Source organism: Ktedonospora formicarum (genome assembly GCF_016587355.1).
GTDB lineage: Bacteria > Chloroflexota > Ktedonobacteria > Ktedonobacterales > Ktedonobacteraceae > Ktedonobacter > Ktedonobacter formicarum.
In genome coordinates this window covers 133,634-159,128 of record NZ_BNJF01000007.1, presented here as the reverse complement: position 1 = coordinate 159,128, position 25,495 = coordinate 133,634, and the positions used below count along the sequence as shown (strand labels likewise).

The following is a 25,495-nucleotide window of genomic DNA, read 5'->3' as shown; positions in this document are numbered from 1 at the left end:
CCGCCTGAGAGAGCAGGTGGATCAATGGCGATCCACCTGTGACCCTCTTTCAGGCGGCCTCCGTTTCTTCGTAAGGTGATAGGGAGTTCTGAGAAATGCATAATTGCTTTCCAACAAGGCTATTCATAGTGATTTTGTTGGGAAGCAATTATGCTGAACGCTTATTGCGCGGACTGTGCCCGGCGCATGCGCTCCTGCATGGCTTGCATGTCGCGGGCAACCGTCTTGAGCCCTATGAGACAGATTAGGCCTGCGATAAACAGACAAGTTGGCGCGGTAGTAATTAGGGCTGTGCCTAGAGATGTATGGTCAGCAATGATGCCGATGATAATTGGTGAGGCGGCGTCTCCTAGCAGGTGTGCGATAAGCAGGAGTAGGCCTGTAGCCGTAGCGCGCATATCAGGTTCGATGATGTCTTGTATCACCGCGTTAATGGGTCCCAGGCATAGGCTCAGGGCAACGATGGCGAGTATGAAGACCCCGATAAAGGGATAGAGATCATGGAAGCTCAGCGCTAGTAAGGTGAGTGGCGCGCCTGCCAGAAAAGCGATTGTGGAAATGAGCAGACGTCCTTGTGGCATACGCTTCTGGAGGGCATCGCCCAGCCAGCCACCCAGGATGGTGCCAATAATGCTTCCTATTGCCAGCGTAAGCCCAGAGACGGTACCTGCCTGCCCTTCTGTCAGATGGAAGTCACGTATGATATAGGTCGTAATCCAGCCGGTCGCTGCTCCTACAATAAAGAAGCTTGCGATAAAGGAGCCAAGCAAAATCCAGAAGGTTGGGATACGTCCGATTACCTTAAACTTCTGCCATATGTCAGTTCCCAAACTTCCGTGTCCTGCCATCGCGCTCTCAGCTACTTCTTCCGCTCCCTCTTCCGTATCGCTTTGATCGAAGGCTCCACGTGTCGGCTCCACAGCGCGCCAGATCAGAAAGGCCATTATCAGACCGGGAATTCCAACGAAGAAGAAGGCCCAGCGCCAACCCAAGGTAACCGCGATGATGCCACCGGTTATCTGACCGATAGCTGTTCCCACAACGTTTCCGATAGACCAGAGCGAGAGCATACGCCCACGAACCGATTTGGGAAAGTAGTCGCCAATCATTGAGAGCGACGCTGGGGCGTAACCCGCCTCGCCAATGCCGAGGGCTGAGCGTGTCAGGAGAAGTTGAATGAAATTATGCGTAAAGCCTGCCAGAGCCGTCGCGATACTCCAGATACCAACGCAGGCTGCGACGATGTTCTTGCGTATACCTCTATCGGCCCAGATTCCTAGCGGGAAGGTTGCCAGACCATAGATAAGCAGAAAGGAAGATATGATAAAGCCCAGTTCGGTATCGGTGAGGCCAAATTCAGGCTGTATTTTGGTCTGCACGGCACCAAGAATTGAACGGTCCGCGTAGTTGAGGATATTGATAACCAGGAGCACAATGAAGGCAAAACGTGCCTGTTTGCGTGTAATGGGCTTGACACCCTTAAACGCCTGGGTTGGAGCCTTGGTAGTTGTCATATAGTCAATAAGAACCTTTCACAATATACGTCGGCATCTTTATCGTAGCCATTAAGGGAATCGTAGCATTGCTCGAAGCCTCCGTCCATAGACATACGTCATAGGAGCGAATCAAGTTGTGGAAAAACCGAGAATCCACCCTTCATTCCCATAGACGCGCAATGGAAGAGCATATCAAATCGCGCAGAGTTGTTTTTTTTAGTGATGAAATTAAGCTGCAAGACCCCTATGAAGTGAGAAAGAGCCCAGAAGAAGTTTGGCACCAAATTTCTTCTGGGCTCTCGGATTGAAGCAAGGACTTCGAGTTACTGGCTTGAACCATGATGCGCCAGGATATAGCTTCAGCCTGCGAAGTCTTCTGTAAGCCATAGAGAATGATTTCGGGAGATAATAATACTTATGCCGATTGAATGTAAGTGGGGATTGAGGTAGTCGCTTTCATGGGCATGTGCAGGTGTCAATTCATCAAGCCTGCTTTGCAAGAGTGACTGCGTCGATTGCCAGGGCTGATTGCGGTCCAGAGCGTTCTGTCCCAGGCTCTCTCCGCAGGTATTCCACTGATGGTTTACACTAAAGATACGTTCGCAAGGCGAGGGTTCGCCCTGGCAGGTATGAGATTCTCCACATGCAGTCATGGCCCAGGTATGCATACGCGCGACCTGTGAAAGGCCTGCATTGAGCACGAGTGGGGCCAGACCATAGCGCACGCGTTGCCGATTGAGCAGTGTCAGAACCCGCTGCTCAAGTTGCTGTTCTAGGCCGGTCGGAGAGGGTGGCGTTCCATAGCCATAGTTGGTGCTCCCTGATTGGCTATTGTCAGCTGACGTGGGTGTCACTTGTGGAGGTTGCGTTGGTTGTGCGGTTGGTTCGTTATTTGTAGGCGTGCTGGTATGGGCTGGGATTGTGGTGGGTGTGGCTATCCTGTGTGTGACCTGTTCGCTATTGGCATCGCTTTGCGTATACTTGCCTACGGTTGGCAAGCTTGCTTGTTGTGAGAGGCCCATCTCCCCTGTTTGCTGCGAACAGGCAGCAAGCAAGCATACCAGGCAGAATAAAATGATGTACCAGAGCTTTCTCACCGCTGAAATCATGCTCCTTGCAATAGGGTTATATGTATATTGATGACCTTAAATGGAGTATACCATACATGCCCTTTGAGCCCGTTGAGACGCTTGAGAATCTAGTACTTTTCGCGAGAAAAGGGAGGAGGTGGAAGCACCTCTCTCCCTCGCATACGGCGTTTGTGTCTAGAGATTGACGACAGTGACGCCGAAGATATCACCTGTCTCGCTTAACTCGCGGATAGCCCAATCAGGAATGGTATCATCGACAGAGATGACCATCAGAGCTGTATCGGCCTTGTGAGGCGTAACCTGTCCGCTCTGTCTGCGCACGCTAGGACCGACATCCATGTGGCGGATATTGATGCCTGCTTTCCCCAGAATGGTACCAGCTCGCCCGATCATGCCCGGTTGATCCAGGTTACGACAGAAGAGGATATAGCCTTCGGGATTGAATTCGCTCCAGTAGCGACCTACACGTACAATGCGCGGATCATCGTAAATAACGGAGCCGCTAATGACATCGAAGCGCTCGTCTTCAATGCCAGGCTTGCCAACAAAGGAGGAGGTTGTCCCGTTAGGTGTTAGGACACGTAGTGTCACCTGATTTGCAAACTCGGCTGGTGTTGTAGACTTCTGCTCAACGATCTCCAGTCCCCACTGCTTCGCGAGCACCTGGGCGTTGATCATATTGACATGTACCTCGGAGACTGATTCGAGCAATCCCTTGACCAGCGCGGCCTGAAGTGGGCGCAGATCATAGCTAGCGATATCACCGTTGTAGGTGACCTCGATTTTGCTCAGCGGTCCCGGCTGCAGCTGGGTATAAAGGCGTCCCATTTTCTCCAGCAGTGTCATATATGGCTGAAGGACCTTGAGTGTTTCGGGCAGGATGAGGGGCGCGTTGACCGCTGCTCTGGGAAAGCCTCCATTGAGGACCGAGACGATTTGTTCAGCGACGTCAGTCGCAACGCTCACCTGTGCTTCCTCTGTTGAGGCTCCCAGGTGTGGTGTGGCGATCAGGCGCTCATGTGCCAGGAGTTGAATAAGCGTGGGATTATCGCGAATGGGTTCCTGACTGAAGACATCGAGGGCGGCACCTGCTAGATGTCCATCATTTAAGGCGCTCAAGAGTGCCTCTTCCTCGATGAGCCCACCACGCGCGCAGTTAATCAGGCGAGCGCCTGGTTTCATCATGCGCAACTCGTGCTCGCCTATCAGCCCGCGTGTGCCCTGAGGCCCGCTGGTCAAGGAGGTATGCAGCGTTACAAAATCTGAGCGACGCAAGACATCCTCCAGGCTCCCCATTTCCACACCGTTTTTGCGGGCCTGCTCTGGCGATACAAAAGGATCGTATGCGAGAATCTGCATCTCTAGACCTTGTGCTCGGCGCGCAACCGCCATGCCAACCTTGCCCAGGCCTACAACGCCAAGCGTTTTGTTGCGAACCTCAATCCCGAGGAAGCGGCTCCGCTCCCACTTTCCGGCTTTTGTGCTGGCGTTAGCGGCAGGAACATGGCGTGCCAGGGACATCAGCATAGCAATAGTATGCTCAGCCGCGGCGATAATATTGCCCGTTGGCGAATTCACGACAATAATACCCTGACGAGTCGCGGTCTCCGTATCAATATTATCAACACCGACACCCGCGCGCCCAACAATTTTCAGGTTCTGGCCTGCGTTGAGTACCTCGGCGGTGACCTGCGTCTCGCTGCGCACAATCAAGGCATGATATTCGCCAATAACCTCTTGAAGCTGCTCTGGAGTGAGACCGCGCCGCTCATCGATCTGAGCATCTGGCATCTGTGTTTGAAGAAGCTCAACCCCTTCACGCGCGATCTTGTCGGTAATCAATATACGAACGGTCTGGGGCTCTTGAGCCGCCTTGCCGATTGGTTCGTGTACCTGTGTCATAAAACTGTGGCGTGGTGAGGACCAACCCCATGCGGGGAAGGACGCACCGCCGCTGCTCCTTTCTGGTAGCTATAGCCAGCGCACCGCAGAGGGATCGTTTGTATTGGTGCGATGGCCCAACCCCTACACCTGTGCGATCAACGTTTACGCGACGGAACACGCGCTCTTGTCCGTTGCGTTTTTTACCTCTACCTTCAGAATATAGCATCAAGATTATGATGTCAAACTCGCATCCTTTCGCGGGAAAAGGTCTCTATTACCTTGCCTCTTTCCTGCTACCTCCTCTTAAGTAGTTTTATACTTATGCCGATTGAGTGCTGTCTCGAATGGATGGTTGTAGGAGGGATAGAGGGACAAGATAAAGATTGGTCTATAAAAGGCTTGCGTTGTGGCCCATCCTATGAGATAAAAGAGAGTAAGCGAGCGTATGTATAAATATGTGTAGGGGAATCCCTTCGCTGTACGCTCTAGTCCATCTTTAGTATCTCTGAGGAGGTCCGTGCATGCTTTTTTCCTTCTCCAAACGGGGGAAACATCTTTCGTGGCGAGTACTCGGCGTAGCCGTGGTGCTTGGAATGACCATGATTCTCGCTGCCTGTGGTGGCAGTGGTGATACACCTACCGATTCCAATGTGAAAGTATCTGTAACACCGCCGGCAAACTTGATTACGTCTGGAACTTTGACCGTTGGAAGCGATACCACATATCCTCCACAGGAATATGTGGATACGACCACTGGACAGCCCACAGGTTTTGATATTGAACTGATTACCGAGATGGCGAAGCGCATGGGGCTGAAGGTTCAGGTCCAAAAGGCTGGCTTTGATACGATCATTGACGATCTGTCCGCGAAACGGTACGATGTTGTTATTTCCGCCCTCACCATCAATGACACGCGTGAGCAGAAAGCCAAATTCATTCCGTATTTTAACGCTGGTCAATCGCTGCTGGTGCAAAAGGGTAATCCTCTGGGTATCAAAAGCGTCACAGATCTGTGTGGCAAAAAGGTTGGTGTACAGACGGGAACTGTCGAGCTTGATAGCTTGAACACAGCCACCAAGACTTGCACCTCTGGCGGCAAGCAAGCCATTCAATTGACGGTTCTCGATCAGCAGACCGACGTCATTCAGCTTCTGGCAGACAAGCGCGTCGATGCGACATATCAGGACTCGCCAGTGACGGATTATTATCTCAAATTGAATCCCGGGCAGTTCGAAGTTGGCGGTGTGATTACCGACCAGGCCCCCGAAGGTATTGCTGTGCGCAAGGATGATACAGAGATGTATACCGCGCTCAAGGCAGCGTACGATGAGGTAAAGAAGGACGGTACCTACGACAAACTCTTCGAGAAATGGGAGCTCAATCCGGCCCAGAAGATCAAATAACCTGACGATTGTATCCATACAAAACTGGTTCTCTCTTGCCTGATAAGGGAAGGAGAACCAGTTTTTGTTATCCTTTATTGCAATGATGCGCGAAATTATCGGGCTGATAACAGTAGTAGTTTCTTGCCGGTATGAGGCTTGTTTGTTTGCTAGTTTACAGAGTTGTGTTACACTATAGCCGTCTTGAGCAATCAGTATCAGGGCTCAGTGGTCTTATATTTTCTTGATTTATTCAAATGTGATTGTTGCCTTCTGCTAGTGCGAGGGCAAATATGCCTCCCTGGAGGGGAATGGGTATGGTAGAGAGTGGCACAAAACAAAAGGTAGCCCTATGATGAGCGCAGTACAATGTATGCGATGCCTGACGTGGCGAATGATAGGCATAAGCGATATCTCAATCTGAACCTGATCCGTAACCATCGCGAGGAGGCCGGGTCAGGGTTTCTTTGTATTAATAAGGTTCTTATGTGAAGCCCAACGTCGCTACCGCAGCTAGCATTGATGTGCCCAGATTTTCGAATAAGGAGAAGATCTTATGCGAAAAATCTGAGCCGCTAGCAAGTTCAGGTTTTCTGAGAGGCAGTTACGAGAGAAAAGCGCCTGATTGCTTCAGAATAGAGATTGGTCCGTTCAGCGATGAAGGTTATGTGCGACGACGCACAATGTGTGTGTTAAGAGCGTATCTGCGAGTGGAGTGCGCGCAGAAAAGTCGTGTTAGAAAACCAGTGAGCGAAGGTCTTAAACGAAAACCACTGTCACTATCGTGACCCTATGTGAGCCATGGCGAACGCTGAAGCGCTCAGGTTTTCGAATAAGGAGTAAGATCTTATGCGAAAACCAACCCTCATACGAGGGCACGGCGCCGCTGTCGCGGCTAGCGCTGTCGCGCTTAGGTTTTCGAATAAGGAGTAAGAGGATAGTATGAGACGGACAAAAATCGTGTGTACTATTGGACCTGCGACGCGTAGTGAAGAGCAGCTAGAGCGCTTGATGCGTGCTGGAATGAATGTGGCACGCTTGAACTTCTCGCATGGAACGCATGAGGAGCATGCGCAGGTTATAGAGAGCATTCGCGCTATTTCCAAGCGTTTGCGTTACCCAATTGCGATACTCCAGGATTTGCAAGGCCCCAAGATCCGCACAGGCAGACTCCATGAGCATCGCCCCGTCATGCTCGTTAATGGTTCCACCATTACGTTGACGACACGTCCAATTGAAGGAACTGTTGAACGTGTATCAACAACGTATAAGCAGTTGCCCAGCGATGTCAAGGTGGGTGATCGTATTTTGCTTGATGATGGCTTGCTTGAACTGCGGGTACTCGACAAGAATGAGACCGATGTCGAATGCCTGATTGTGCATGGTGGTCTGTTGAAAGAGCACAAGGGGATCAACCTGCCCGAGGTTGAGGTGAGCGTTCCCTCACTCTCCGAGAAAGATCGTGAAGATCTGCGTTTCGGAATTGAGCAGGGGGTGGACTATGTCGCGCTCAGCTTTGTGCGTAAGCCAGAAGACATTACCGAAGCCAAGGCTTATATTCGCCAGTTGCAGGAGTGTCAGGGAGCCAACAAGGACTGCAAACCCATTCCCATCATTGCGAAGCTAGAGAAGCCAGAGGCGATTGAGCGCCTTGATGAAATATTGAATGAGACCGATGGAGTCATGGTCGCGCGCGGCGATCTAGGGGTTGAGATGGCTCCTGAGAAAGTGCCGTTGATTCAGAAGCGCATTATCGCCAAATGTAATGAACTCTGCCTCCCAGTCATTACAGCAACCCAGATGCTAGAATCTATGGTCAACAATCCGCGTCCGACACGTGCGGAGGCCAGCGACGTTGCTAACGCTATCCTGGATGGAACGGATGCTATTATGTTGAGCGCTGAGACGGCATCCGGCAATTATCCCATTGATGCGGTCGAGATGATGGTCAGGATCGCACTTGAGACCGAAGCAGGCTATCGTGTGAATGGTCAGCAGTCGTCGCGACACGCGCTCACCCAGGAGCGTGCGGTGAGCCATGCCGCGCGAGCGCTTAGTGAGCAAGCAAGCGTAAAAGCGATAGTTGTTTTCACGCGTACCGGGAGCTCGGCGCATCTGATCTCGAAAGATCGTCCCCGCACACCGATTCTAGCCTATACCCCTTCGGAGCAGGTCTATCGCCGTCTGGCTCTATGGTGGGGCATCTGGCCGTATCATATCCCGATGGAAGGGACAACGGAGAAGGTTATCGCTGATGTGGATGCGCACCTGCAAGAGGAGAGCCTGATCGCGTGTGGCGAGCATGTTGTCTTTATGGGAGGTTTGCCCGTCGCAAGCCGCGCAAGGACTAACTTTGTGAAGCTGCATTCAGTAGGTGAGGATAGAGTGTAGGAGCGTTGACAATTCAAGTGTCGCATGCTATCCTAGTTGGGCCGAAGTTCAGGGGGCACTACAGGGTGCTAATGTTGTCGTGTTGTTACGCGCCGACTGGAGAACGCGGCGCAGGTTGGTAGAAAATACAGCCCCTTTAGTGGGGGAGAGGTAAGAGTTTTAAAAGCATGAGTGTGAAAATCCGTCTCAAACGAACGGGCATGAAGAAGGCCCCAAGCTATCGTGTTGTTGTTGCCGACGCGCGCTCACCCCGCGATGGTCGTATCATTGAGAACATCGGCTGGTACAACCCCCGCGTTGAGCCGTCCGCAATCAATATTAATGAAGAGAAGGCGCTGAGCTGGTTGAAGAATGGTGCTCAGCCTACCGAGTCTGTTGAGTCTCTCCTGAAGCGCGCCGGTATTCTGGGTCGCTTCGAGGCTGAGAAGGCTGCCGCCAAGGGCTCCTCAAACGCCTAGACGATACGTTATTCTGAGTAATCAGTTCGGGTACGGTATTCCTTGCGATACCGCCTAGCGGGTGAGCAGAGGTGAGTGTATGCAAAAACTGATTGAGTACATTGCTCAGTCGCTGGTCGATGATCCTTCCGCAGTGGAAGTAAATGAAGTGCGCAATGACCGTAATGCGCTGGTTCTGGAACTGCATGTCGCGCAAGACGACTTTGGTAAGGTGATTGGACGCCAGGGCCGTGTCGCAAAAGCTATGCGCACGCTGTTGCGTGCCGGTGGCACGCGTGAGGGACGGCATACCTCGCTAGAGATCCTCTAAGATCAAATGCGAGCGAGGGGCGCCGCCCGTTGCCCATACGGCTTGTATACGAAGCACAGTAGCGCTACTAGCGGCGCTCAGGTTTCCATAGAGCACAATCGCTCATGCCGTTCGTGAGCATCTCCGGAATGGCGATGCTTTGCGGCGAGGCTGAGACTTGCCCTTCAAGTGGTTCCAACCCTTTGCATACGGAGCGAGGTATGTGGGAGCGGCAGTTTCCCTGGATAGCTGGCCGTCTGAACGGATGACTGATAGGCATATCGATCGTCATTTTAAGATACTGTGACAGTTGGATAGAGGTGTGACTGAGAGTCAGTCCGCAGAGAGCAATGCTCATGCCAAGGCAAAATAAGACTGAATGGGCTACTATCGGCAAAATAGTGGCCCTTTTTGGTATACGTGGCGAAGTCAAAGTGCTGTCGCTGACAGATATCCCCGACCGTTTCGCCTCTCTGGATTCGATATACATCGGTAGTGCTGATCAGCACTACGAATGCTATGTCATTGAGAGTGTGCGACCCTATAAGGGGGACATGTTCATCCTGAAATTCAAGGGGATCAATAGCGCGAACGATGCTGAGGCCTTACGCCATCAGGATCTGTGTATCTCTGAAAGCCAGTTAGCGCAATTGCCGCCAGATTTATATTATCAGCATGATATTCTGGGCCTCCAGGTATTTACCCTGGGCAATCGTGAAGTTGGAGAGATTATCGATATCATGCCCACTGGCGGGAATGATGTGTATATCTTGCGGACACCTGAGCGTACGCAGGTGATGATACCAGCAATCAAAGAGATTATCAAACAGATCGATTTGGTGCGCAAGGTCATGTATATTGACCCCATGCCCGGACTCCTTGATGATGAGGCGGTGATAGACGATCCAAACAAATCCGACGAAGGTGACGATGCGTAATAATTCGATCTTCTAAAGGGGCCTATGAAGCGGGGTTGTTGGCTGTCCCGTCCACAATGGCCCCGCAAAGGTGGTCCCGCCACTCTTCCCAGTAAGGTGGGTGAGCCATGCTGCTATTTTATGGTGACGTGGTTATGGCTGGGCATATGGGTAATCGTTGTGGTATGATATTATTAGGAGGAGTTGAAACTCCGCTGTCGTCTGATCCGTATTCTAAGCGAGACGATTGCATGACTATCCAAAGGGTCAAGCATTCAAGTTACTGTAGGGAGGTGTCTCGTGTCTGACCAGATCCCGACTATCGCTGATGTCTGTGTTGCGATTTCTGATGGCGGTATAACTGCTGCCTGTATTGAAGGTGCGGAGTATCAGATTAACGCGCTTGAACTGCGTCGCTACCTCGCGAAACGTGAATTGCCACCTTCTTTTGCCCGCCTGCTTGCCTCGATTCCCGATCCCAATAATTACGTTTCCCCAACTATATGCACAATCGGCCAATAGGGCCGTTTTTTGTTGTGCTTATAGCAATCAATAACCATGTCGTGACGCCCATATGGGCGGCAAGGATGGCTTATGCCATGCACATATGCGCATGGATAGGCTGAGTTATGGAGGACGTAAATTTTTTGGGTAGGATACTTCTTGAAATGTTTGAGGTATCTGCCGGGTGGAGGGAAGAGCAGTTGCACGTGTGATTGGTTAGGACTATAATAGGATCGAAAACGCCAGGCTGTCTTGCCAGAAGTGATCAGGTAGGATGGCTTGATAAGCCAGGCACGCCTCCCTGGCCTGATGAGTGTCTATCATCGCGAGGCATATTGTAGGTAGCTATGGTATGTCACGAGGCGAGCTATCCTAACCAAAGGAAGGTTGTGCATGGAGCAACTCGATACAGACCTGGAATATAGTGGTAAAAAGGCGCTTCCTGATGCTGGTAAGCGCTTGAACTGGCTGTACTTCCTCCCTATTTTGGGCCTGCTCATGATCGTTTTTCTCACCTTCGCGGTGATTTTCCAGTTCTCAATCGACACGATTGTGAACTCGATCATGTCATTATTCATCGTTCTCTTCTTCGTTTTCGTGGGTTTAATGTTCTGGGCTGCGCGCCCGACTTCTACCCGCGCGTAAAGCGAAGTACACCGATACAAAAAAGAGAAATGTCTCGTCTGCATGGGCGATGGCCTTTCTCTTTTTTGTTTGCAATAACGCAGGTGCTTCCAGTTTGGGGCACAAGAGTTAATTTGATTTTGAGATATGCGCCTGTGGCTAGCTTTAGGAAGTGACGATGGGTTGCCAGCCCGTAGTGGTAATGGAGAGGCGCTCACCCCAGAGAATATGGGCTATGATCTCGGCGGATTCAACCAGCCGGGGGCCTGAGCGATTGAGATAATAATTGCCATCAATAGCATAGACGTGCCCATTGCGTACTGCTTTCAACGCAGACCAGTGTGGATGTTTCGTTAAGATGGGAATATCCTGAAGAGTTCGCTCAAGTGAGAAGCCACAGGGCGCGAGGAGCAGAAAATCAGGATTAAGCTCTGCTAACTGCTCCCAGGTGAGCCAGGGAGAGCGTTCCCCATTCTCGCCATAGATATTTTCTCCACCCGCGTAGGTGATGAGTTCAGGTGTCCAGTTCCCAGCACCCATGAGCGGATCAAGCCATTCTAGAATAAGTACGCGGGGCTTGTTCTGCTGTATTGCAAGGACTGTGGTTTGCTCTTGCAGTTGTTGTAAGCGTTGCTGGTAGCGTTGTACAAGCTCCTGGGCCTGAGGAAGCTTCTCAAGAGCCCGCCCTACCCTGAAGACGTCTTCCCAGACATCTTGCAATCGGTAGGGAGCCAGAGAGACGATACGCGGGGAGAGCCCAATGGTTTGTTCAAGCGCAATGGCAACATCTTGCTCGCTGACGGCACAGACTTCACATTGGGTCTGTGTAAATATGATATCAGGTTGGAGCAGTTGGAGTTGATAGGTATCGATAGTGTAAATGCTGAGCGCGTTCAGTGCATTATTATTGCGTGCCTGCGCATGCTGCTTTACCTGAGCGTCAATCTGTTCGCTACTCGTTTGGGTATCAATGACGGCATGGCTAACCAGGGGCAACTGCCGAACCTGGGTTGGGTAATCGCACTCATGAGAGCGTCCTACAAGTTGATCCAGGCAATCTAATTCAGCGATTATCTCGGTGGCACTAGCCAAAAGAGAGACAACCCGCATAGTAGAGTCTCCTTTATCGTTAATCTCGGCTTCCAGAAGAGGCCGTATAATCATAGTATTTCGGTGCTATCTCCGATATCTCTCATTTTATTGCTTGTCTGCAATGTCTGTTGCTCTTAAGCCTCTACTCGCCAAATGATAACGCTGTTGTCCATAGAGGCTGTCGCAATATACCGCCCCTCTCCTGGCTGCCAGGCGATATCGAGAATGGTATTTGCGTGACCAGGATTGCCGAACAACGTTGTCTGTAGTTCGTTTCCATATTTTGATTTGGCTGGAGATGGGTTTTGCAGATCCCAGACGTGAATTAAGGTACTACGACTAAAGCTAGCCGCGATAAAGCGTCCGTTGGGTGACCAGGTAAGGCCACAAACCTGGGGATACCAGGGGAAAGGGGATGTCTTGTCTGTCTCGTTGCTCTGATGGGCGCTAGGGTCATCTGTTTCCAGACGGCGCAGTTGCCGCTTTTGTTGAATGTCCCAGATATCAATAACATCAACGTTAGAGACTGCGAGTAGATTTGAATTATTGGGACACCACTCTAGCGCGAAACGCTCTTGTAAAAGGTCCTGGGCTCCGGGTTTAATCTGGCCCAGGCGATCACTAAGATCAAGGGTCTGAATAAGCTTACCCGTGTCATCAAAAATGAGAACCTGCTGATGGCTATTGAGTGCCGCGAGGCGCTTCCCATCGGGTGTCCAGTCCATTGCCAGGATGGTTGCGGTGAGGCTCGCGGATTGTCCAGATGTATTAAATGTCTTGATAGGCCGCTGGGTGTCACTTAAATCCCACAGAACCATGCTTTCGCTACTGAGTACCGATGTGACAAAGCGATTGCCTTTGGGTGCGCAAGAGATTTTCCAATAGATAGGCGCGCTAAAATCGCTATCCAGGATGCTGCTGTTGTGATAGATTGTGGGATCGGGCGATTTGGACGCAAGATCAAATTGGTAGATAACATTGCGTGTTTCAGCGCTTTTGGTGAGGGCCATGAGCTTCTTCCCGTTTGAGGTCCAGCTTATCTGGTAATAGTTGATGGCATCGTTGAGCCGCCAGCGCTGCTGCGATTGCTTGATGGTAATGAGCGATTTCGAGCTGTTTTTTAGAGAAGCCGCTATATCCCATGCCATCAGGGCATGATCGTCGCCAGCAGTGGCTAATTGTTTGCCATCGGGCGACCAGCGTGTATACCTGACAATGTCCTTGTGTCCCGAGAGGCGCAGGGTGGGAACGCCAGAGATAAAGGCTTTGGGGCCGGGCTGGATATTGGGTTCTGAGTTGGGCGTGGCTGAATGCGACCAAAGATCCCACGCGGCCCATGTGGCGCTGCCTGCTGCTACCAGAAATATGGCAGCACCTCCGCCTATAAGGATGTTGCGCCGACTCAATCCCGAACGTCGTTCCTGATGGGGAAGGGGTGTTGGCGCGTAGGCGGACATGGGTCGAGGCTGCTCCGCGTGATTAACCCCTGAGGACATGGGCGTAGATTGCGGTGGGGGACCTGGGTGTTGAGTGGGGCTGAAGGAGGGGTTGCCGGTGTCTGCCCTTGAGTTTGCCCACTACCGTTGGTAGGCGTGGGGCGTGATGTAAGTTGCGTAGGCAGATAGTCTGCCTGCGCATTGCTCCAAGGGGCAACCTGTGTCGATTCGGGGTCGTGGGCGTTGGTAAGTGTGACGCGTGAGTTTTTCCAGGCTGTGTCGAGAGCATCTATGAACGCCATACAGCTTGGAGCGCGCTCCTCTGCCTGTTTTGACATCCCACGTAGAATAATAGACTCGACCGCTGGTGGAAGGGCGGGATTGATCTCGCGTGGTGGCAGTGGCTCTTCCATGAGGTGCTGAATCATAATATCGTAGGGTGAATCACCTCTGAAGGGAACTGTGCCCGTAAAAATCTGATAGGCTGTGACAGCCAGGCTATAGCGATCACTTGCCGCGACGGCCTGTCCCTGAATTTGTTCGGGGCCATATATTCGGGGGTGCCACTGCCTGCATAGGTCTTACTACGATATGTGGCACTAGTCAGAAGTTTGGCGATACCGAAGTCCGACAGATAGAGCCAGTCGCCTTGAACAAGCATATTAGCGGGCTTGATGTCGCGATGAAGAACCTGATGACTATGGGCATAATCGATAGCCTCGGCTGCTTGCCGTAGATAATTCATTGCCATATCGCGAGTGAGATAGTGCTCTCTCTTCATCAGATCGCGTAGAGTGCCGCCTTCGAGATGAGGCATGACCAGGTAGGTCACAACCTCATCATCTGCTATACGTTGTTCGCCATAGGCATGAATCGCGAGAATATGGGGGTGATCCAGGGCAGCGGCGGTGCGCGCCTCGTAGGCGAAGGCCTTCAGGAAATTGGCGTCGCTTGTCAGGGTGGAAGGGAGCACTTTGATTGCTACCAGGCGGCGCAGATCGCTATCTTCAGCTTGCCAGATCTGTCCCATGCCCCCGCGTCCAAGGCGTTTTATCATGCGGTAGCGACCAAGCATTTTCCCCTGCCAGTCGATAGCTTGATTCATAACCATGTCGTCAATAACCTCGTCCTTGTGTCTTCCAGAGAAGAATACTATTGTTGGGGTCGTTATAGCTTGCTGCTAACCAATGTCCATCGGCGGACCAATCAAGTGCAATGACTTCGTTTTTAAGCGTCGTGTTTGCGAAATTGTCGATTGGAATGGTGCTCTGGGTGAAATCCCAGATGAGGATTTGCCCATCTTTGGTGCCTGCTGCCAGCACACTACTGGAAGGCTGGTTCTTGTAGGCTAGATCGGTGAGTAAGAATTTAGTTGCAATATCCTGGTTCTGTGAGTCCTGCTCTGTCCAGCTACACAACTCCAATGTCGAGGTGTTGGTGGTTGTGTAGCATCCAGCGATCTTCCCATTATACGAAATAAAGATACTGGTTGACTGATTATTGTTCGTCCCTATAAGGGGGAAGATCTGTATGCCAGGAGCCCATGTAGTTGTATCCTCTGTGCTGGTTGGTTTGCCCAGCCATTGAGGTATGCCATTCTGGTATTGAATGCAAGTCACAAGCACCCCACCGGTAACGGCAGCCGTGAGAAGCGATGCGCCTTGAGGGACGCGCTGGCTATGGGTTGTCGCGGCCACAATGGTTGGTCGGGTGCTGGAATCCGCCGGGAGCGCGAGGCGCGCATCAATGGTAAAGATCGCGGGAGGCGCGCTGAGCTGATTGGTATCAACCAGCCAGGCGGTAAATTGCTGCTTTTGAGGATCGGCGGCATTGGCTACAACCAGGAGCAGGTTATTTTGCAACCAGGTCAAGCCATCGATCATACCTGTATTGAGCGTAACAGCATTTGTGGTCCCTGCAAGTGGTTGTAAGTCCTGAGTATAGAATATGATCTGGGCAGACTGACTGCTTTGCTTGTCAGGTATGCTGACGGCAAGTAGTTGTCCATTGGGTGACCAGGCAAGGAGTGGTGCCGCGCCTGGATCTTTGAGAGGTAACTGTACGCGTTGCTGAGGGGCGCGCGTTTGCGCCAGCGAGGCGTTATTCCAGAGCAAGAGTTGTTGATCTTTCCCTACGGTGACAAAGGTATTCCGCACTGGTGACCAGCGTAATGAGGTAATGGGACTATTATGTTGTTTGCTCAAGGTGAGCCCCAGTCCGTCTGGCGTTGGGACCGCTGTGGGAGGATTTTTGATGGGAAGATGGGTGGGGGCTGAAGCATGTGTAAGTGCCCACCAGCCACCCGCACTGGCGGCGAGCACGGCGGCGCCCACGCCACCTCCTATAAGGAACTTACGGCGAGAGGGACGTGCTGGCTGTGGTGGTACTATTTCAGTCCGTACCTTATTTGGTTCGGCAGGTGCGGGCAGCGGCGGGATTGGGGTCCGCGGTGGTTCCGGCGGAATTGGTAATGTCCTGGCGACCAGGCGGGGCTGGTCCCTTTGGCGCGTCGCCTCTTCAAGGCTCGCGATAAATGCTTCAGCGCTGGCGAAGCGTTCTTCTGGTTGCTTGGATAATGCGCGAAGCAACACGTCTTCAACCTGATGGGTGAGTGAGGGATTGAAACGACGTGGCTCTGGTACAGGATCGGTAAGGTGTTGCATGGTCGTAATAGCAGGTGTTTCCCCTTTGAAAGGGAGTCGCCCCGTCAGAAGTTGGTAGGCAATGACACCCAGGCTGTAATTATCGCTGGAGGCGATAGGGCGACCTTGTACTTGCTCGGGTGCGATATAGTCTGGCGTTCCCATGCTTGTGCCGACGCGCGTGAGCTGTTTGGGAGAAGAGAGAATGCGTGCCAGGCCGAAGTCAGAGAGCATAAGCCAGTCATCTGAGCGTAAGAGTAGATTTCCAGGCTTAACGTCGCGATGGAGGATATTCTGGCTATGCGCGAAGTCGATGGCCTGTGCTGCCTGCTTAAGATAGTGAAGCACTTGTGGCTGTGGCATCAGCATATTTTTGCGTTGGTGTTCATCGATATGATCTGCGAGGGAGCCGCCTGTGAGATAGGGCATAACAAGAAAGAGCAGGGTTGTCTGCGCGTTGAGCGGAATCTGCCCGTAATCGTGTATAGGGACAATATGGGGATGGTTCAGTGCAGCCGAAGCCTGCGCTTCTACCATGAAGCGCTCCAGGAGAAGGCGATCATTGCGTGCGGATACTTGAATCGTTTTGATGACAATTTGGCGACGTAGTAGTGGGTCTTTGCAGAGCCAGACTCGCGCCATGCTCCCGCCACCAAGTGGTTGTAGGATGTGATAACGTCCAATAGTTTGCGGTTGGGTGACCCCCGCTGCATGTACGTTATTTCCATCGTATCCCATGTGTTAAATCCTTATAAGTTGAGTATCCTGGTGCACTTGTACAAGCACACGGCGGCTAGTCCCGCCAATGGATAGTTATGTTGTTGGGAATGATCTCCCCTGCATTTTCCAGATGTGAATAGTTGAGAAATTATCTTTGTAGCTTGCTGCTAACCATTTATGGTCAGGAGACCATTCTAGAGCCAGCACAGATTGCTTTACATCGCTGCTCAGTGTGGCGACAGGTTTATCAAAATGCTGGGGGTCCCAGAGTTGAATTTTTCCATCAGAGGTCCCAGTGGATATCAGGGAATTGGGTCCATTGTTTCCCCAGGCAATGGTCGTGATTTGTGCCTGCGTCGTCGTAGTCAGAGGATATTGCTGCGCCCCTTTGGCAATAGTCCAGATGCCTATGGTAATAGGACTGCTATTATAATACCCCACAACCATGCTACTGTCAGGAGACCAGGCGATAGCAATGATCTCTTCACTTGTTTGCCCTTTAGGAAGTGACAGAAAACCAGGCGCATCTTTCCATGTGGGTGTGCCGTTGCTCACACCTACGATTCCGACAAGGATGCCACCATAGGCCGCGATAGCCATTTTTTGTCCATCGGGGGCCGCTTGAAGCAATGGACTGTCGGTGCTGGTATTGCCGCCGAGTGAGTGGTTCATGGTGAGAGCTTTGACAGTTGTTGTTGCTTTGCTAGTATCGAATCCCCAGAGGTAAAAATGATCAAATAAGTTGCCATTCGCAATTGTCGAGACGGTGCAAAGATATTTCTGTTGTGTCCAGGCCAGGCCTTTCATGACGAAAAGGCCATCGGCGGTGACAGGTTTTGTGAAGCCGGGCGCGCGAGAAGTGAAATCACTGGTATATAGAGCCAATGTCACCTTTGTAAGATCAAGAAGAGGCTGTTCGCCTGTATTTGCCATAGCCAGGATCTTACCATCGGGAGACCAGGCCGGGAAGAGGTTATGCCCGGTATTGAATTGTTGTTTCGCGAGTGGCTGAGGATCGGTATTGGCGCGCATCTGGTCAACATCCCAGATGTATGCGAAATCATTATCGGCCACACTGACCAGCTTATTGCCCTGTGGCGACCATGCCAGCGCGGAAACAGCATTAATATGCTGATCTCGGATGACCAGATCCGGCGCGTTTGGATTAGGTGTCGCGGTGGGGGTGGGCGTCGCGGTGGGGGTGGTCTTTTGCGCTGGTGGAGTGTTGGGGCGCGTGAGATACCATGCCCCCGCGCTTCCACCAGCCAGGAGCAGTGCCGCGATCCCTCCGCCTGCTAGAGCCATACGTCGCGAGATAAGTGTACGATGGCGCGGGATAAATGGTTGTGATTGCGTTGCAGCCTCGTTCCGGGCCAATGGCTGTGAGTGTTGGTCTGATCCACCTAACGGTTGTGAGTGCTGGTTAGGTCCTGGCGCAGGCAGAGGGGCGGAGGTCTGGTGCGCAAAACGCGGAGCCAGATGAGGGTATGCTTGCATGATCTCAGCGAAGAATGCCTGGGCCGAGTTTGGGCGTTTCACTGGCTCTTTTTCCAGACCATGCAGAATAGCCCGTTCCAGGAGGATGGGTAACTGTGGATTAAACGAGCGCGGGGAGGGGGGGGCGCGAGTATGTGCTGCATCGTAAGCGTGTATGTGGTTTCGGCGACAAAGGGAAGGCGACCAGTGAAAAGTTGGAAGGCGATGACAGCCAGGCTATAAATGTCGCTGGCGCCCACGCCCCGACCTCGCGCCTGTTCGGGTGCCATATATTCAGGTGTGCCGAAGCCCGTTCCCGTTTGCATTTCCTCAGTGCTGTTGGACAGCAGGCGCGCGATACCGAAGTCAGAGAGCAGTAGCCAGCTAGTGTCGCGCAAGAGCATATTGCCGGGCTTGATATCGCGATGGATCAGTCCTTGCTGGTGAGCGTAGTCAATCGCGCTTGCTGCTTGTGAGAGATAGGTAACGGCCTCCTCAACAGACATACCTGTTCCAGTATTAAGAAGCGTCTCAATACGATCGGCTAATGAACCGCCTGAGATGTAGGGCATAACAATAAAGGTGATAACCTGCCCATCAGGAAGGCGATGTTCGCCATAGTCGTGCACGGAAACGATATGTGGGTGAGTCAGTGCTGCTGCTGCCTGAGCCTCTATTTTGAATTTGCGGGTAAATTCGGTATCTTGTGGGTCATGGGCTGGAAGCGTTTTAATGGCAACCTGACGATTCAAGCGTGGGTCTGTGCAGAGCCAGACATCTGCCATTCCTCCTCTACCGATGCGCCTTACAATCTGATAGCGCCCAAGCGTCCTTCCGGCAGTTTGTTGAGGTATGTTTCCGTCATAGACCATTCGGCAATCCTTTTATGTCTCATCGATTGTACATTGATGGATATGGATAGAATATACTACAGTCGTCCGCGCTTGTATAGACCACAGGCGAATTGTAGGCTCTTGAGGTGTACTTCCTGGCACTCAGTTAATCTCTCTTGCCTGGTAGGTGTCGTCTGTAGCGCGGATGAGTTGAGAGTGAAATCCTTATGGGTAGATGGCCGAAACGAGATATTTTATACTAGAGCTTTTTGGGTAACATCTCGTGCAATTCCTGTGCTATACTTATTGCAGTATCCTCAGACGGATCGAGAGAAATTTTCGCAAACTCACTACAATCTCTTACTGTCTCTGGCTGATACTCTCAAGAAGAGCACAATGCTGAAAAGTGGTCGGGAGCCCTATCGAGCTCGCCCTGAGGGGGGATGGCGTGAAAAAGCTTATCAATAGCCCTGAAAGTGTCGTCAAAGAGTCATTATCAGGTATGCAAGCCTTACATAGCAACTTGATTCGCGTTGACCTGGAAACGCAAACGGTTGTTCGCGCGGATGCGCCAATTCGGGGCAAGGTTGGTATTATTTCGGGTGGCGGAAGCGGCCATGAGCCACTACATGGAGGCTTTGTAGGGCGTGGAATGCTTGATGCGGCCTGTCTGGGTGAGATCTTTACGTCGCCAGTTCCCAATCAAATGCAAGCCGCCACTCGGGCTATTGATGGGGGGGCAGGTGTCCTCTATATTATCAAGAACTATACAGGAGACGTGCTCAACTTCGAAATGGCTGCGGAACTGGCAGCGGCAGAGGGAATTGAGGTCGCGTCTATCATTACCAATGACGATGTTGCGGTCCAGGATAGCCTCTATACGGCTGGGAGACGTGGAATTGGCGTAACCGTCTTATTAGAGAAGATTGTAGGTGGACTGGCGGAGGCTGGAGCTCCATTGGGGATCGTTACTGAGATGGCGCAACGTGTCAATGGTGAAGGCCGAAGCATGGGGATGGCGCTCACTTCCAGTACCGTTCCGGCGCTAGGGAAAGCCACCTTTGAATTGGGCGAAGACGAAATGGAGATTGGCATCGGGATTCATGGCGAGCCGGGCCGCCGTCGTGTCAAACTTGCCTCAGCCGCCGAGATCACCGAGATGCTAGTGAAGCCTATCGTTGAGGACCTCCAATTGAAAGCGGGCGAGCAGGTGCTTGCGTTTGTCAATGGTATGGGAGGGACGCCCCTGATAGAGTTGTATGTTGTCGCGCATGAGCTGGCAAAAATCTTACGTGGAAAGAACATTACTATTGCGCGTTCCCTGGCGGGGAACTACATTACCTCACTTGATATGGCTGGCTGTTCTATCACGTTGTTACGTGTAGATGATGAGATGGTGCGCTATTGGGACGCGCCTGTACACACTCCTGCACTCCGTTGGGGGATCTAGGAGAAACGCGCATATAGCGTTGGTGAATGCTGTTGACTGCATCGTGGCGATGCAACTTTGGGGAGCGGAATGTATGTCGATTACAAGCGAAGCTATCATCCGTTGGCTGCAAAGGGTAGCGCAAATCTTACACGAAAAGCGTGAGTATTTGACACAACTGGATGCCGCGATAGGCGATGCTGATCATGGTATCAATATGGACCGTGGCTTTAAAGCTGTGATCGAGAAGCTTCCTTCGCTGGCAAACGCTGATATTGGCGCTATCCTGAAGATGGTGGGCACGACTCTAGTGTCTACTGTCGGGGGAGCTAGTGGACCGCTCTATGGAACCGCTTTTTTGCGTGCGGGGATTGTCACCACCGGAAAAAGCGAGTTGAGAGAAAATGATGTTGTAGAGATGTTGGCTGCGATGGTTGAGGGGATCCAGGTCCGTGGAAAGGCCCAGGCGGGTGAGAAGACCATGCTTGATGCGTTTCTGCCAGCGTTAGATGTCGCGCGCCAGGCCGATCTCGATGAGGTTGAGATGGCGCAATTGCTCAATGTCTGTTGTCAGGCGGCGGAAGAAGGGGCACAACGGACATTGTCGCTCCTCGCGACAAAGGGGCGAGCCAGCTATCTTGGTGAGCGGAGTGTGGGGCACCTTGACCCTGGAGCAATTTCCGCGAGTTATATTTTAGCCGCGCTGGCAGAGGCATATGGATAAAGGTACCACGATTATACGAGCAGCGTTTGCGTGCTCAGGTTCGCAGAGAGGCTTTAGCCGAGGTTTCGATGATGAGTGTTGGATTAGTCATTGTGTCACATAGCGCGCGCCTGGCGGAGGGGGTTGTGGAGTTGGCGGACCAGATGGCTCAAGGGAAGGTCTCCATGGTGGCGGCAGGCGGCGCTCTTGATGGCTCACTTGGCACATCTGTTGAGCGGATTCTTGACGCACTCCATAGGGTAGAAGGACACGATGGTGTACTTGTGCTATTAGATTTGGGGAGCGCCGCGATGTCGGTCGAAATGGCTGTTGAGGCATATCAGGCAGAAAAGAATTCGCGTCGCGTTGTGGTGAGTTCTGCAGCGCTGGTTGAGGGAGCCGTCATAGCCGCAGTTGAAGCTTCAATTGGGCATGACCTGGATGAGGTTGCGGCAGCGGCAGCGGAAGCGCACACTTTACCCAAAACTAATTGATAGCCGCAGCTCCTTTGGTTTGTGATGTTATAGTATTCCACATGGAAGGCAGAATACCTATGGCGGCTGTAGAAGCTATTCTCAATATCAGGAACAAGGTTGGGTTGCATGCGCGCCCTGCGCGTTTACTAGTGCAGACGGCTGCCTGTTTTGATGCCGAGATTCATCTTCTAGCTGGTGGGAAAGTCGCGAACGCGAAAAGTATTCTGGCTGTGTTAAAGCTTGGGGTTCCACAAGGTTCTGAGCTTCGGGTACGTGCTGAAGGCGTTGATGCCAATGAGGCAGTGGAGGCGCTCTCAGCTCTGGCTGCGCGTAACTTCGATGAAGATGAATAAATCCGGTTGAAGATAAGATTTGCCGTTAGTGCATCTTGCGTATTTTCTCTAAGCCCTGGATACATAAGCTACAAGGTATCCAGGTTTTTTTTGTGTGATAGCTCTCCATAAGTCATGTTATACTAGCGAGGGTTCTTTGTCTCTCGGAAAGGAGAATAATCAGGGATATGACAATCACACAACAGGAGCAGGCACGCATTTTTCAGCACTGTGAGCGCTTTATACATCAGCACTATCCTCAATCGCCGCGCCAGGTGTTGAGTGGGCTGGTCGAGTATGTGGATGAAGAGGCACAGGCGGACCGTTACGGTACAGGTGAACTGATCGAGTCTTTTGAAGCTGAGATCGCGCATTTGCTGGGGAAAGAGGCGGCGGTTTTCATGCCCAGCGGTACCATGTGCCAGCCAATTGTCTTGCGTATCGCGTGTGAGCGCCGAGGGCGCAAACGCATCGCGTATCATCCCACCTGCCATTTAGAACTTCATGAATTTGATAGTTATCAGCGCCTGCATGGGCTGGAGCGCGTATTGTTAGGCTCAGAGCATCGTTTATTTACGCTGGATGATCTGCGTCAGATCCCCGAGTCGCTGGGTGCGCTCCTTATAGAGTTGCCGCAGCGTGAGATCGGTGGACAATTGCCTGCCTGGGAAGAATTGACCGCGATAACTGATTGGGCGCGGGAGCACAATATTGCTACGCACATGGATGGCGCGCGCCTCTGGGAATGCAAGCCATTTTACCAGCGTGAGTATCGCGAGATAGCCGCCCTTTTCGATACAGTCTATGTGTCTTTTTACAAAATCCTCGGTGGGATTTCTGGATCAATCCTAGCTGGCTCCGCTGATATCATCGCTGAGGCGCGTATCTGGCAAAGGCGACAGGGAGGGAATCTCTTCAGCCTCTATCCGTATGTGCTTTCAGCACAAAAGGGGGTAGAGAAGCACCTGGGCAGGATCGCCGAGTATTGTGCTAAGGCTAAAGAGATTGCCGAGGCTCTTTCGGTCTTGCCACAGGTTGAAGTCTTGCCTCGGATACCACAGACCAATATGATGCATGTCTTCTTGCATGGTGAGCGTGAGCGATTGATCGATGCCTCCTGGCAGATCGCTGAAGAGACACGGACGATGCTTTTCCGAGGGCTGGTGCCAACATTGCTGCCAGGCTATTCCAAGTTTGAGTTAACCATCGGCGAGGCAAGTATGGATATCGCAACTGAGGATATCGCGCACCTCTTCCAGCGCGTCTTTGAATTGGCTGAAGCATAAGTTGTAGATCAATACGCGTCAATTCTTGGTGCGGAGGGAGTCGCGTTTTGGAAAGGTTTGGAGCGTAGGTGGGATTAATTTCGTGTTACGAAGAAAAGAAGAATCAAGCTGCCTAGCTGGCGGCTTGATGTGGCTATGATGAGGTGAAGAATGAGCGTGATTCAGCGATTCACATCCATTGCCAGCGGTGAGATGCGTTGGGAGAACGTTATGGTGCGTGCGTATGGCCCTGAGAACAGCACTGCTCTGAACGCGACCCGCCAGATTTTGATAGGGAATGATGAGGATTCCTCGCATTTCCATATGCGCTACTTCGCGGTCCAGCCAGGAGGGTATACCTCACTTGATCAACACGCGCACGATCATGGTGTCTATGTGTTGCATGGACAGGCACGCCTGCGCCTGGGCGAAGAGGAGCATGAGGTGTCTGCGGGTGATGTCATTTATATCTCTGGAAATGAAGTTCACCAGTTTGTCGCGTCAGGCGAGGATACCTTTGGATTCTTATGCGTTGTGCCAGCAAAGCGCTAAAAGAATTGGCGATAGGAGAGGATACCTGTATGCGTGTCGTTGAGTATCACGCGAATGATGACGTACGCATTGTAGAGATGCCTGTGCCAGAGATTGGGCCGGGGGAATTGCTTGTGCAGGTCAATGCCTGTGGTATCTGCGCCAGCGATGTTATGGAATGGTATATGCGTCCTCGCGCTCCTCTCTATCCTGGGCATGAACCGGTGGGTGTTGTGGTGGCGGTCGGCGCCGGGGTCACGACATTTCAGCCTGGACAGGCTGTCTTCTTGCACCATCATGTCCCCTGTATGCTCTGCCACTACTGTCAGCATGGAGCATTCTCGCAATGTGCGACCTTCCGAGCGACCAGGCTCTATCCTGGAGGTCTGGCCGAGTATGTACGGGTACCCGCACCCAATGTCGAGCGTGATGTGCTAGCTCTTCCAGAGGGGCTGTCGTTCGAGATCGCGGCTTTAATTGAGCCATTGGCCTGCTGCATTCGTGGTATCAACCGGGCAAATATTCGCCAGGGAGATAGCGTACTTGTGCTTGGCGCGGGTAGTAATGGGGTGATGCTGGCGCAACTGGCGCGCCGCCACGGTGCTTTGCGTGTATTTATCTCAGACCCGCTTCCTATGCGGCGTCAATTGGCGCTGACGTTAGGTGTCGATGCTGCCTTTGATCCACAAGCAGGGGCGTTACAAGAGTATGTGAAGGCTGCGAATGAAGGCCGGAAAGCAGATGTCGTCATTGTTACCCCTTCCAGCCCCGCGGTCATGCAGCAAGGCCTGGAACTGGTTGAGCGAGGAGGAACTGTCTTATTCTTCGCGCCACCTCCACCAGAGGCGCGCGTCTCTGTGACTCCCCATACGCTTTTCTTCCAGGAAATTACCTTGAGGACCAGCTATTCGGCGGGTCCCTATGAGACACGCCAGGCGTTAGATCTGCTACGGATGGGCGCAATAAACGCGGAGGCCATGATTACTCATGTGCTGCCCCTGGAAGAGGTGTCGCGTGCGTTCGATCTCGTCGCACATCCGGGGCAAGCGCTGAAAGTTGTCATTCGCTTTGATACGCTCTGAGAGATATTGGAAAATGCAATTAACAATTCTAGATTTACCCTTAAGTGTATGCCGTCTGGAGGCGCGGCAAGAGGTTCCAGCCTGGGCATGGAAGCGACGTGAGTTCATCTCTATTACCTATACAGTTGATGAACTCTCTATAGTGTGTGCGACAGAGTCCATACCAGATGGCGTGCGTGTCGAGCATGGCTGGCGTGCGCTTCAGGTCGCGGGTCCACTGGATTTCTCGTTGACAGGTATCCTGGCAGGGCTGGCAACCCCTCTCTCCGGAGCGGGCATTCCCATCTTTGCTATTTCAACATATGATACCGACTACCTGCTGCTCAAGGAGGCTCATCTTGAGCGAGCAAGAGCGGTCCTGGAGGCCCTGGGCTATACCTTCCTTGTCTGACTTTTCCGCTCAGTTAGCACATAGTTGTACGTCTTGCTCAGTATCTTCGAT

At 52.2% G+C, this 25,495-nt stretch carries 25 protein-coding genes; 15 read left to right on the top strand and 10 right to left on the bottom strand.

Annotated features, from left to right (window positions below; genetic code table 11):
• Positions 1-161 precede the first annotated feature (161 nt).
• The 3 genes from K3T82_RS40550 to serA form a co-directional block, all read right to left on the bottom strand.
• Entirely contained in the window at positions 162-1,514 is a 1,353-nt protein-coding gene (locus K3T82_RS40550) for a spinster family MFS transporter (RefSeq protein WP_220199187.1), read from the bottom strand.
• Positions 1,515-1,855: 341 nt separating this feature from the next.
• Positions 1,856-2,593: a CAP domain-containing protein gene (locus K3T82_RS40545; protein ID WP_236031854.1), complete on the bottom strand. Its 738-nt coding sequence runs from the start codon at positions 2,591-2,593 to the stop codon at positions 1,856-1,858.
• Positions 2,594-2,761: 168 nt separating this feature from the next.
• A complete protein-coding gene (gene serA / locus K3T82_RS40535; RefSeq protein WP_220199184.1) occupies positions 2,762-4,489 on the bottom strand; it encodes a phosphoglycerate dehydrogenase in 1,728 nt (575 codons plus the stop codon).
• 503 nt (positions 4,490-4,992) lie between these two features.
• On the opposite strand from serA, the gene K3T82_RS40530 reads away from it, so the two are divergent.
• The 7 genes from K3T82_RS40530 to K3T82_RS40500 all read left to right on the top strand — a co-directional run bounded on the left by K3T82_RS40530 (position 4,993) and on the right by K3T82_RS40500 (position 11,057).
• Positions 4,993-5,874 (top strand): ABC transporter substrate-binding protein, encoded by an 882-nt coding sequence (locus tag K3T82_RS40530; protein WP_220199183.1) that lies wholly within the window; start codon positions 4,993-4,995, stop codon positions 5,872-5,874.
• Between the two features lie 921 nt (positions 5,875-6,795).
• Positions 6,796-8,244, top strand: a complete 1,449-nt coding sequence (pyk, locus tag K3T82_RS40525; protein ID WP_220199182.1) for a pyruvate kinase — start codon at positions 6,796-6,798, stop codon at positions 8,242-8,244.
• Between the two features lie 167 nt (positions 8,245-8,411).
• Positions 8,412-8,702, top strand: coding sequence for a 30S ribosomal protein S16 (rpsP, locus tag K3T82_RS40520; RefSeq protein WP_220199181.1), 291 nt, complete (start codon positions 8,412-8,414; stop codon positions 8,700-8,702).
• A gap of 79 nt (positions 8,703-8,781) precedes the next feature.
• Positions 8,782-9,012 carry a KH domain-containing protein gene (locus tag K3T82_RS40515; protein WP_220199180.1) on the top strand — a complete coding sequence of 77 codons (231 nt, stop codon included), beginning with the start codon at positions 8,782-8,784 and terminating at the stop codon, positions 9,010-9,012.
• A gap of 335 nt (positions 9,013-9,347) precedes the next feature.
• Complete coding sequence (gene rimM / locus K3T82_RS40510; RefSeq protein WP_220199179.1) at positions 9,348-9,929, top strand: ribosome maturation factor RimM; 582 nt, start codon at positions 9,348-9,350, stop codon at positions 9,927-9,929.
• Positions 9,930-10,208: 279 nt separating this feature from the next.
• The gene (locus tag K3T82_RS40505; protein WP_220199178.1) at positions 10,209-10,430 is read left to right on the top strand and encodes a hypothetical protein; all 222 of its coding nucleotides are present in this window, start codon (positions 10,209-10,211) and stop codon (positions 10,428-10,430) included.
• A gap of 375 nt (positions 10,431-10,805) precedes the next feature.
• The gene (locus K3T82_RS40500; protein ID WP_220199177.1) at positions 10,806-11,057 is read left to right on the top strand and encodes a hypothetical protein; all 252 of its coding nucleotides are present in this window, start codon (positions 10,806-10,808) and stop codon (positions 11,055-11,057) included.
• Between the two features lie 144 nt (positions 11,058-11,201).
• On the opposite strand, the gene K3T82_RS40495 is transcribed toward K3T82_RS40500, so the two are convergent.
• The 7 genes from K3T82_RS40495 to K3T82_RS40465 all read right to left on the bottom strand — a co-directional run bounded on the left by K3T82_RS40495 (position 11,202) and on the right by K3T82_RS40465 (position 19,274).
• Positions 11,202-12,146, bottom strand: a complete 945-nt coding sequence (locus K3T82_RS40495; RefSeq protein WP_220199176.1) for a cobalamin-binding protein — start codon at positions 12,144-12,146, stop codon at positions 11,202-11,204.
• A gap of 116 nt (positions 12,147-12,262) precedes the next feature.
• Positions 12,263-13,585, bottom strand: a complete 1,323-nt coding sequence (locus K3T82_RS40490) for a WD40 repeat domain-containing protein (protein WP_220199175.1) — start codon at positions 13,583-13,585, stop codon at positions 12,263-12,265.
• Positions 13,531-13,977, bottom strand: a complete 447-nt coding sequence (locus tag K3T82_RS40485; RefSeq protein ID WP_220199174.1) for a hypothetical protein — start codon at positions 13,975-13,977, stop codon at positions 13,531-13,533. Before K3T82_RS40485 ends, K3T82_RS40490 begins: the two co-directional genes overlap by 55 nt.
• Before the next feature lie 11 nt (positions 13,978-13,988).
• A complete protein-coding gene (locus K3T82_RS40480; protein ID WP_220199173.1) occupies positions 13,989-14,675 on the bottom strand; it encodes a serine/threonine-protein kinase in 687 nt (228 codons plus the stop codon).
• A gap of 4 nt (positions 14,676-14,679) precedes the next feature.
• Positions 14,680-16,944, bottom strand: a complete 2,265-nt coding sequence (locus K3T82_RS40475; RefSeq protein ID WP_220199172.1) for a serine/threonine-protein kinase — start codon at positions 16,942-16,944, stop codon at positions 14,680-14,682.
• A 75-nt stretch (positions 16,945-17,019) separates the two neighbouring features.
• The gene (locus K3T82_RS40470; protein WP_220199171.1) at positions 17,020-18,465 is read right to left on the bottom strand and encodes a WD40 repeat domain-containing protein; all 1,446 of its coding nucleotides are present in this window, start codon (positions 18,463-18,465) and stop codon (positions 17,020-17,022) included.
• Complete coding sequence (locus K3T82_RS40465; RefSeq protein WP_220199170.1) at positions 18,462-19,274, bottom strand: serine/threonine-protein kinase; 813 nt, start codon at positions 19,272-19,274, stop codon at positions 18,462-18,464. Before K3T82_RS40465 ends, K3T82_RS40470 begins: the two co-directional genes overlap by 4 nt.
• Before the next feature lie 409 nt (positions 19,275-19,683).
• On the opposite strand from K3T82_RS40465, the gene dhaK reads away from it, so the two are divergent.
• The 8 genes from dhaK (at position 19,684) to K3T82_RS40425 (ending at position 25,444) form a co-directional block, all read left to right on the top strand.
• Positions 19,684-20,685 carry a dihydroxyacetone kinase subunit DhaK gene (gene dhaK / locus K3T82_RS40460; protein WP_220199169.1) on the top strand — a complete coding sequence of 334 codons (1,002 nt, stop codon included), beginning with the start codon at positions 19,684-19,686 and terminating at the stop codon, positions 20,683-20,685.
• Positions 20,686-20,758: 73 nt separating this feature from the next.
• Positions 20,759-21,388 (top strand): dihydroxyacetone kinase subunit DhaL, encoded by a 630-nt coding sequence (dhaL, locus tag K3T82_RS40455; RefSeq protein ID WP_220199168.1) that lies wholly within the window; start codon positions 20,759-20,761, stop codon positions 21,386-21,388.
• A gap of 26 nt (positions 21,389-21,414) precedes the next feature.
• Complete coding sequence (gene dhaM / locus K3T82_RS40450; protein WP_236031853.1) at positions 21,415-21,861, top strand: dihydroxyacetone kinase phosphoryl donor subunit DhaM; 447 nt, start codon at positions 21,415-21,417, stop codon at positions 21,859-21,861.
• A 59-nt stretch (positions 21,862-21,920) separates the two neighbouring features.
• On the top strand, positions 21,921-22,196 hold the full coding sequence (locus K3T82_RS40445) for an HPr family phosphocarrier protein (RefSeq protein WP_220199167.1): 276 nt from the start codon (positions 21,921-21,923) through the stop codon (positions 22,194-22,196).
• A 167-nt stretch (positions 22,197-22,363) separates the two neighbouring features.
• Positions 22,364-23,461 carry a threonine aldolase family protein gene (locus K3T82_RS40440; protein ID WP_220199166.1) on the top strand — a complete coding sequence of 366 codons (1,098 nt, stop codon included), beginning with the start codon at positions 22,364-22,366 and terminating at the stop codon, positions 23,459-23,461.
• A 156-nt stretch (positions 23,462-23,617) separates the two neighbouring features.
• Positions 23,618-23,992, top strand: a complete 375-nt coding sequence (locus tag K3T82_RS40435; protein ID WP_220199165.1) for a cupin domain-containing protein — start codon at positions 23,618-23,620, stop codon at positions 23,990-23,992.
• A 29-nt stretch (positions 23,993-24,021) separates the two neighbouring features.
• Positions 24,022-25,053, top strand: coding sequence for an alcohol dehydrogenase catalytic domain-containing protein (locus tag K3T82_RS40430; RefSeq protein WP_220199164.1), 1,032 nt, complete (start codon positions 24,022-24,024; stop codon positions 25,051-25,053).
• Between the two features lie 13 nt (positions 25,054-25,066).
• On the top strand, positions 25,067-25,444 hold the full coding sequence (locus tag K3T82_RS40425) for an ACT domain-containing protein (RefSeq protein WP_220199163.1): 378 nt from the start codon (positions 25,067-25,069) through the stop codon (positions 25,442-25,444).
• The last annotated feature ends 51 nt before the right edge of the window (positions 25,445-25,495 follow it).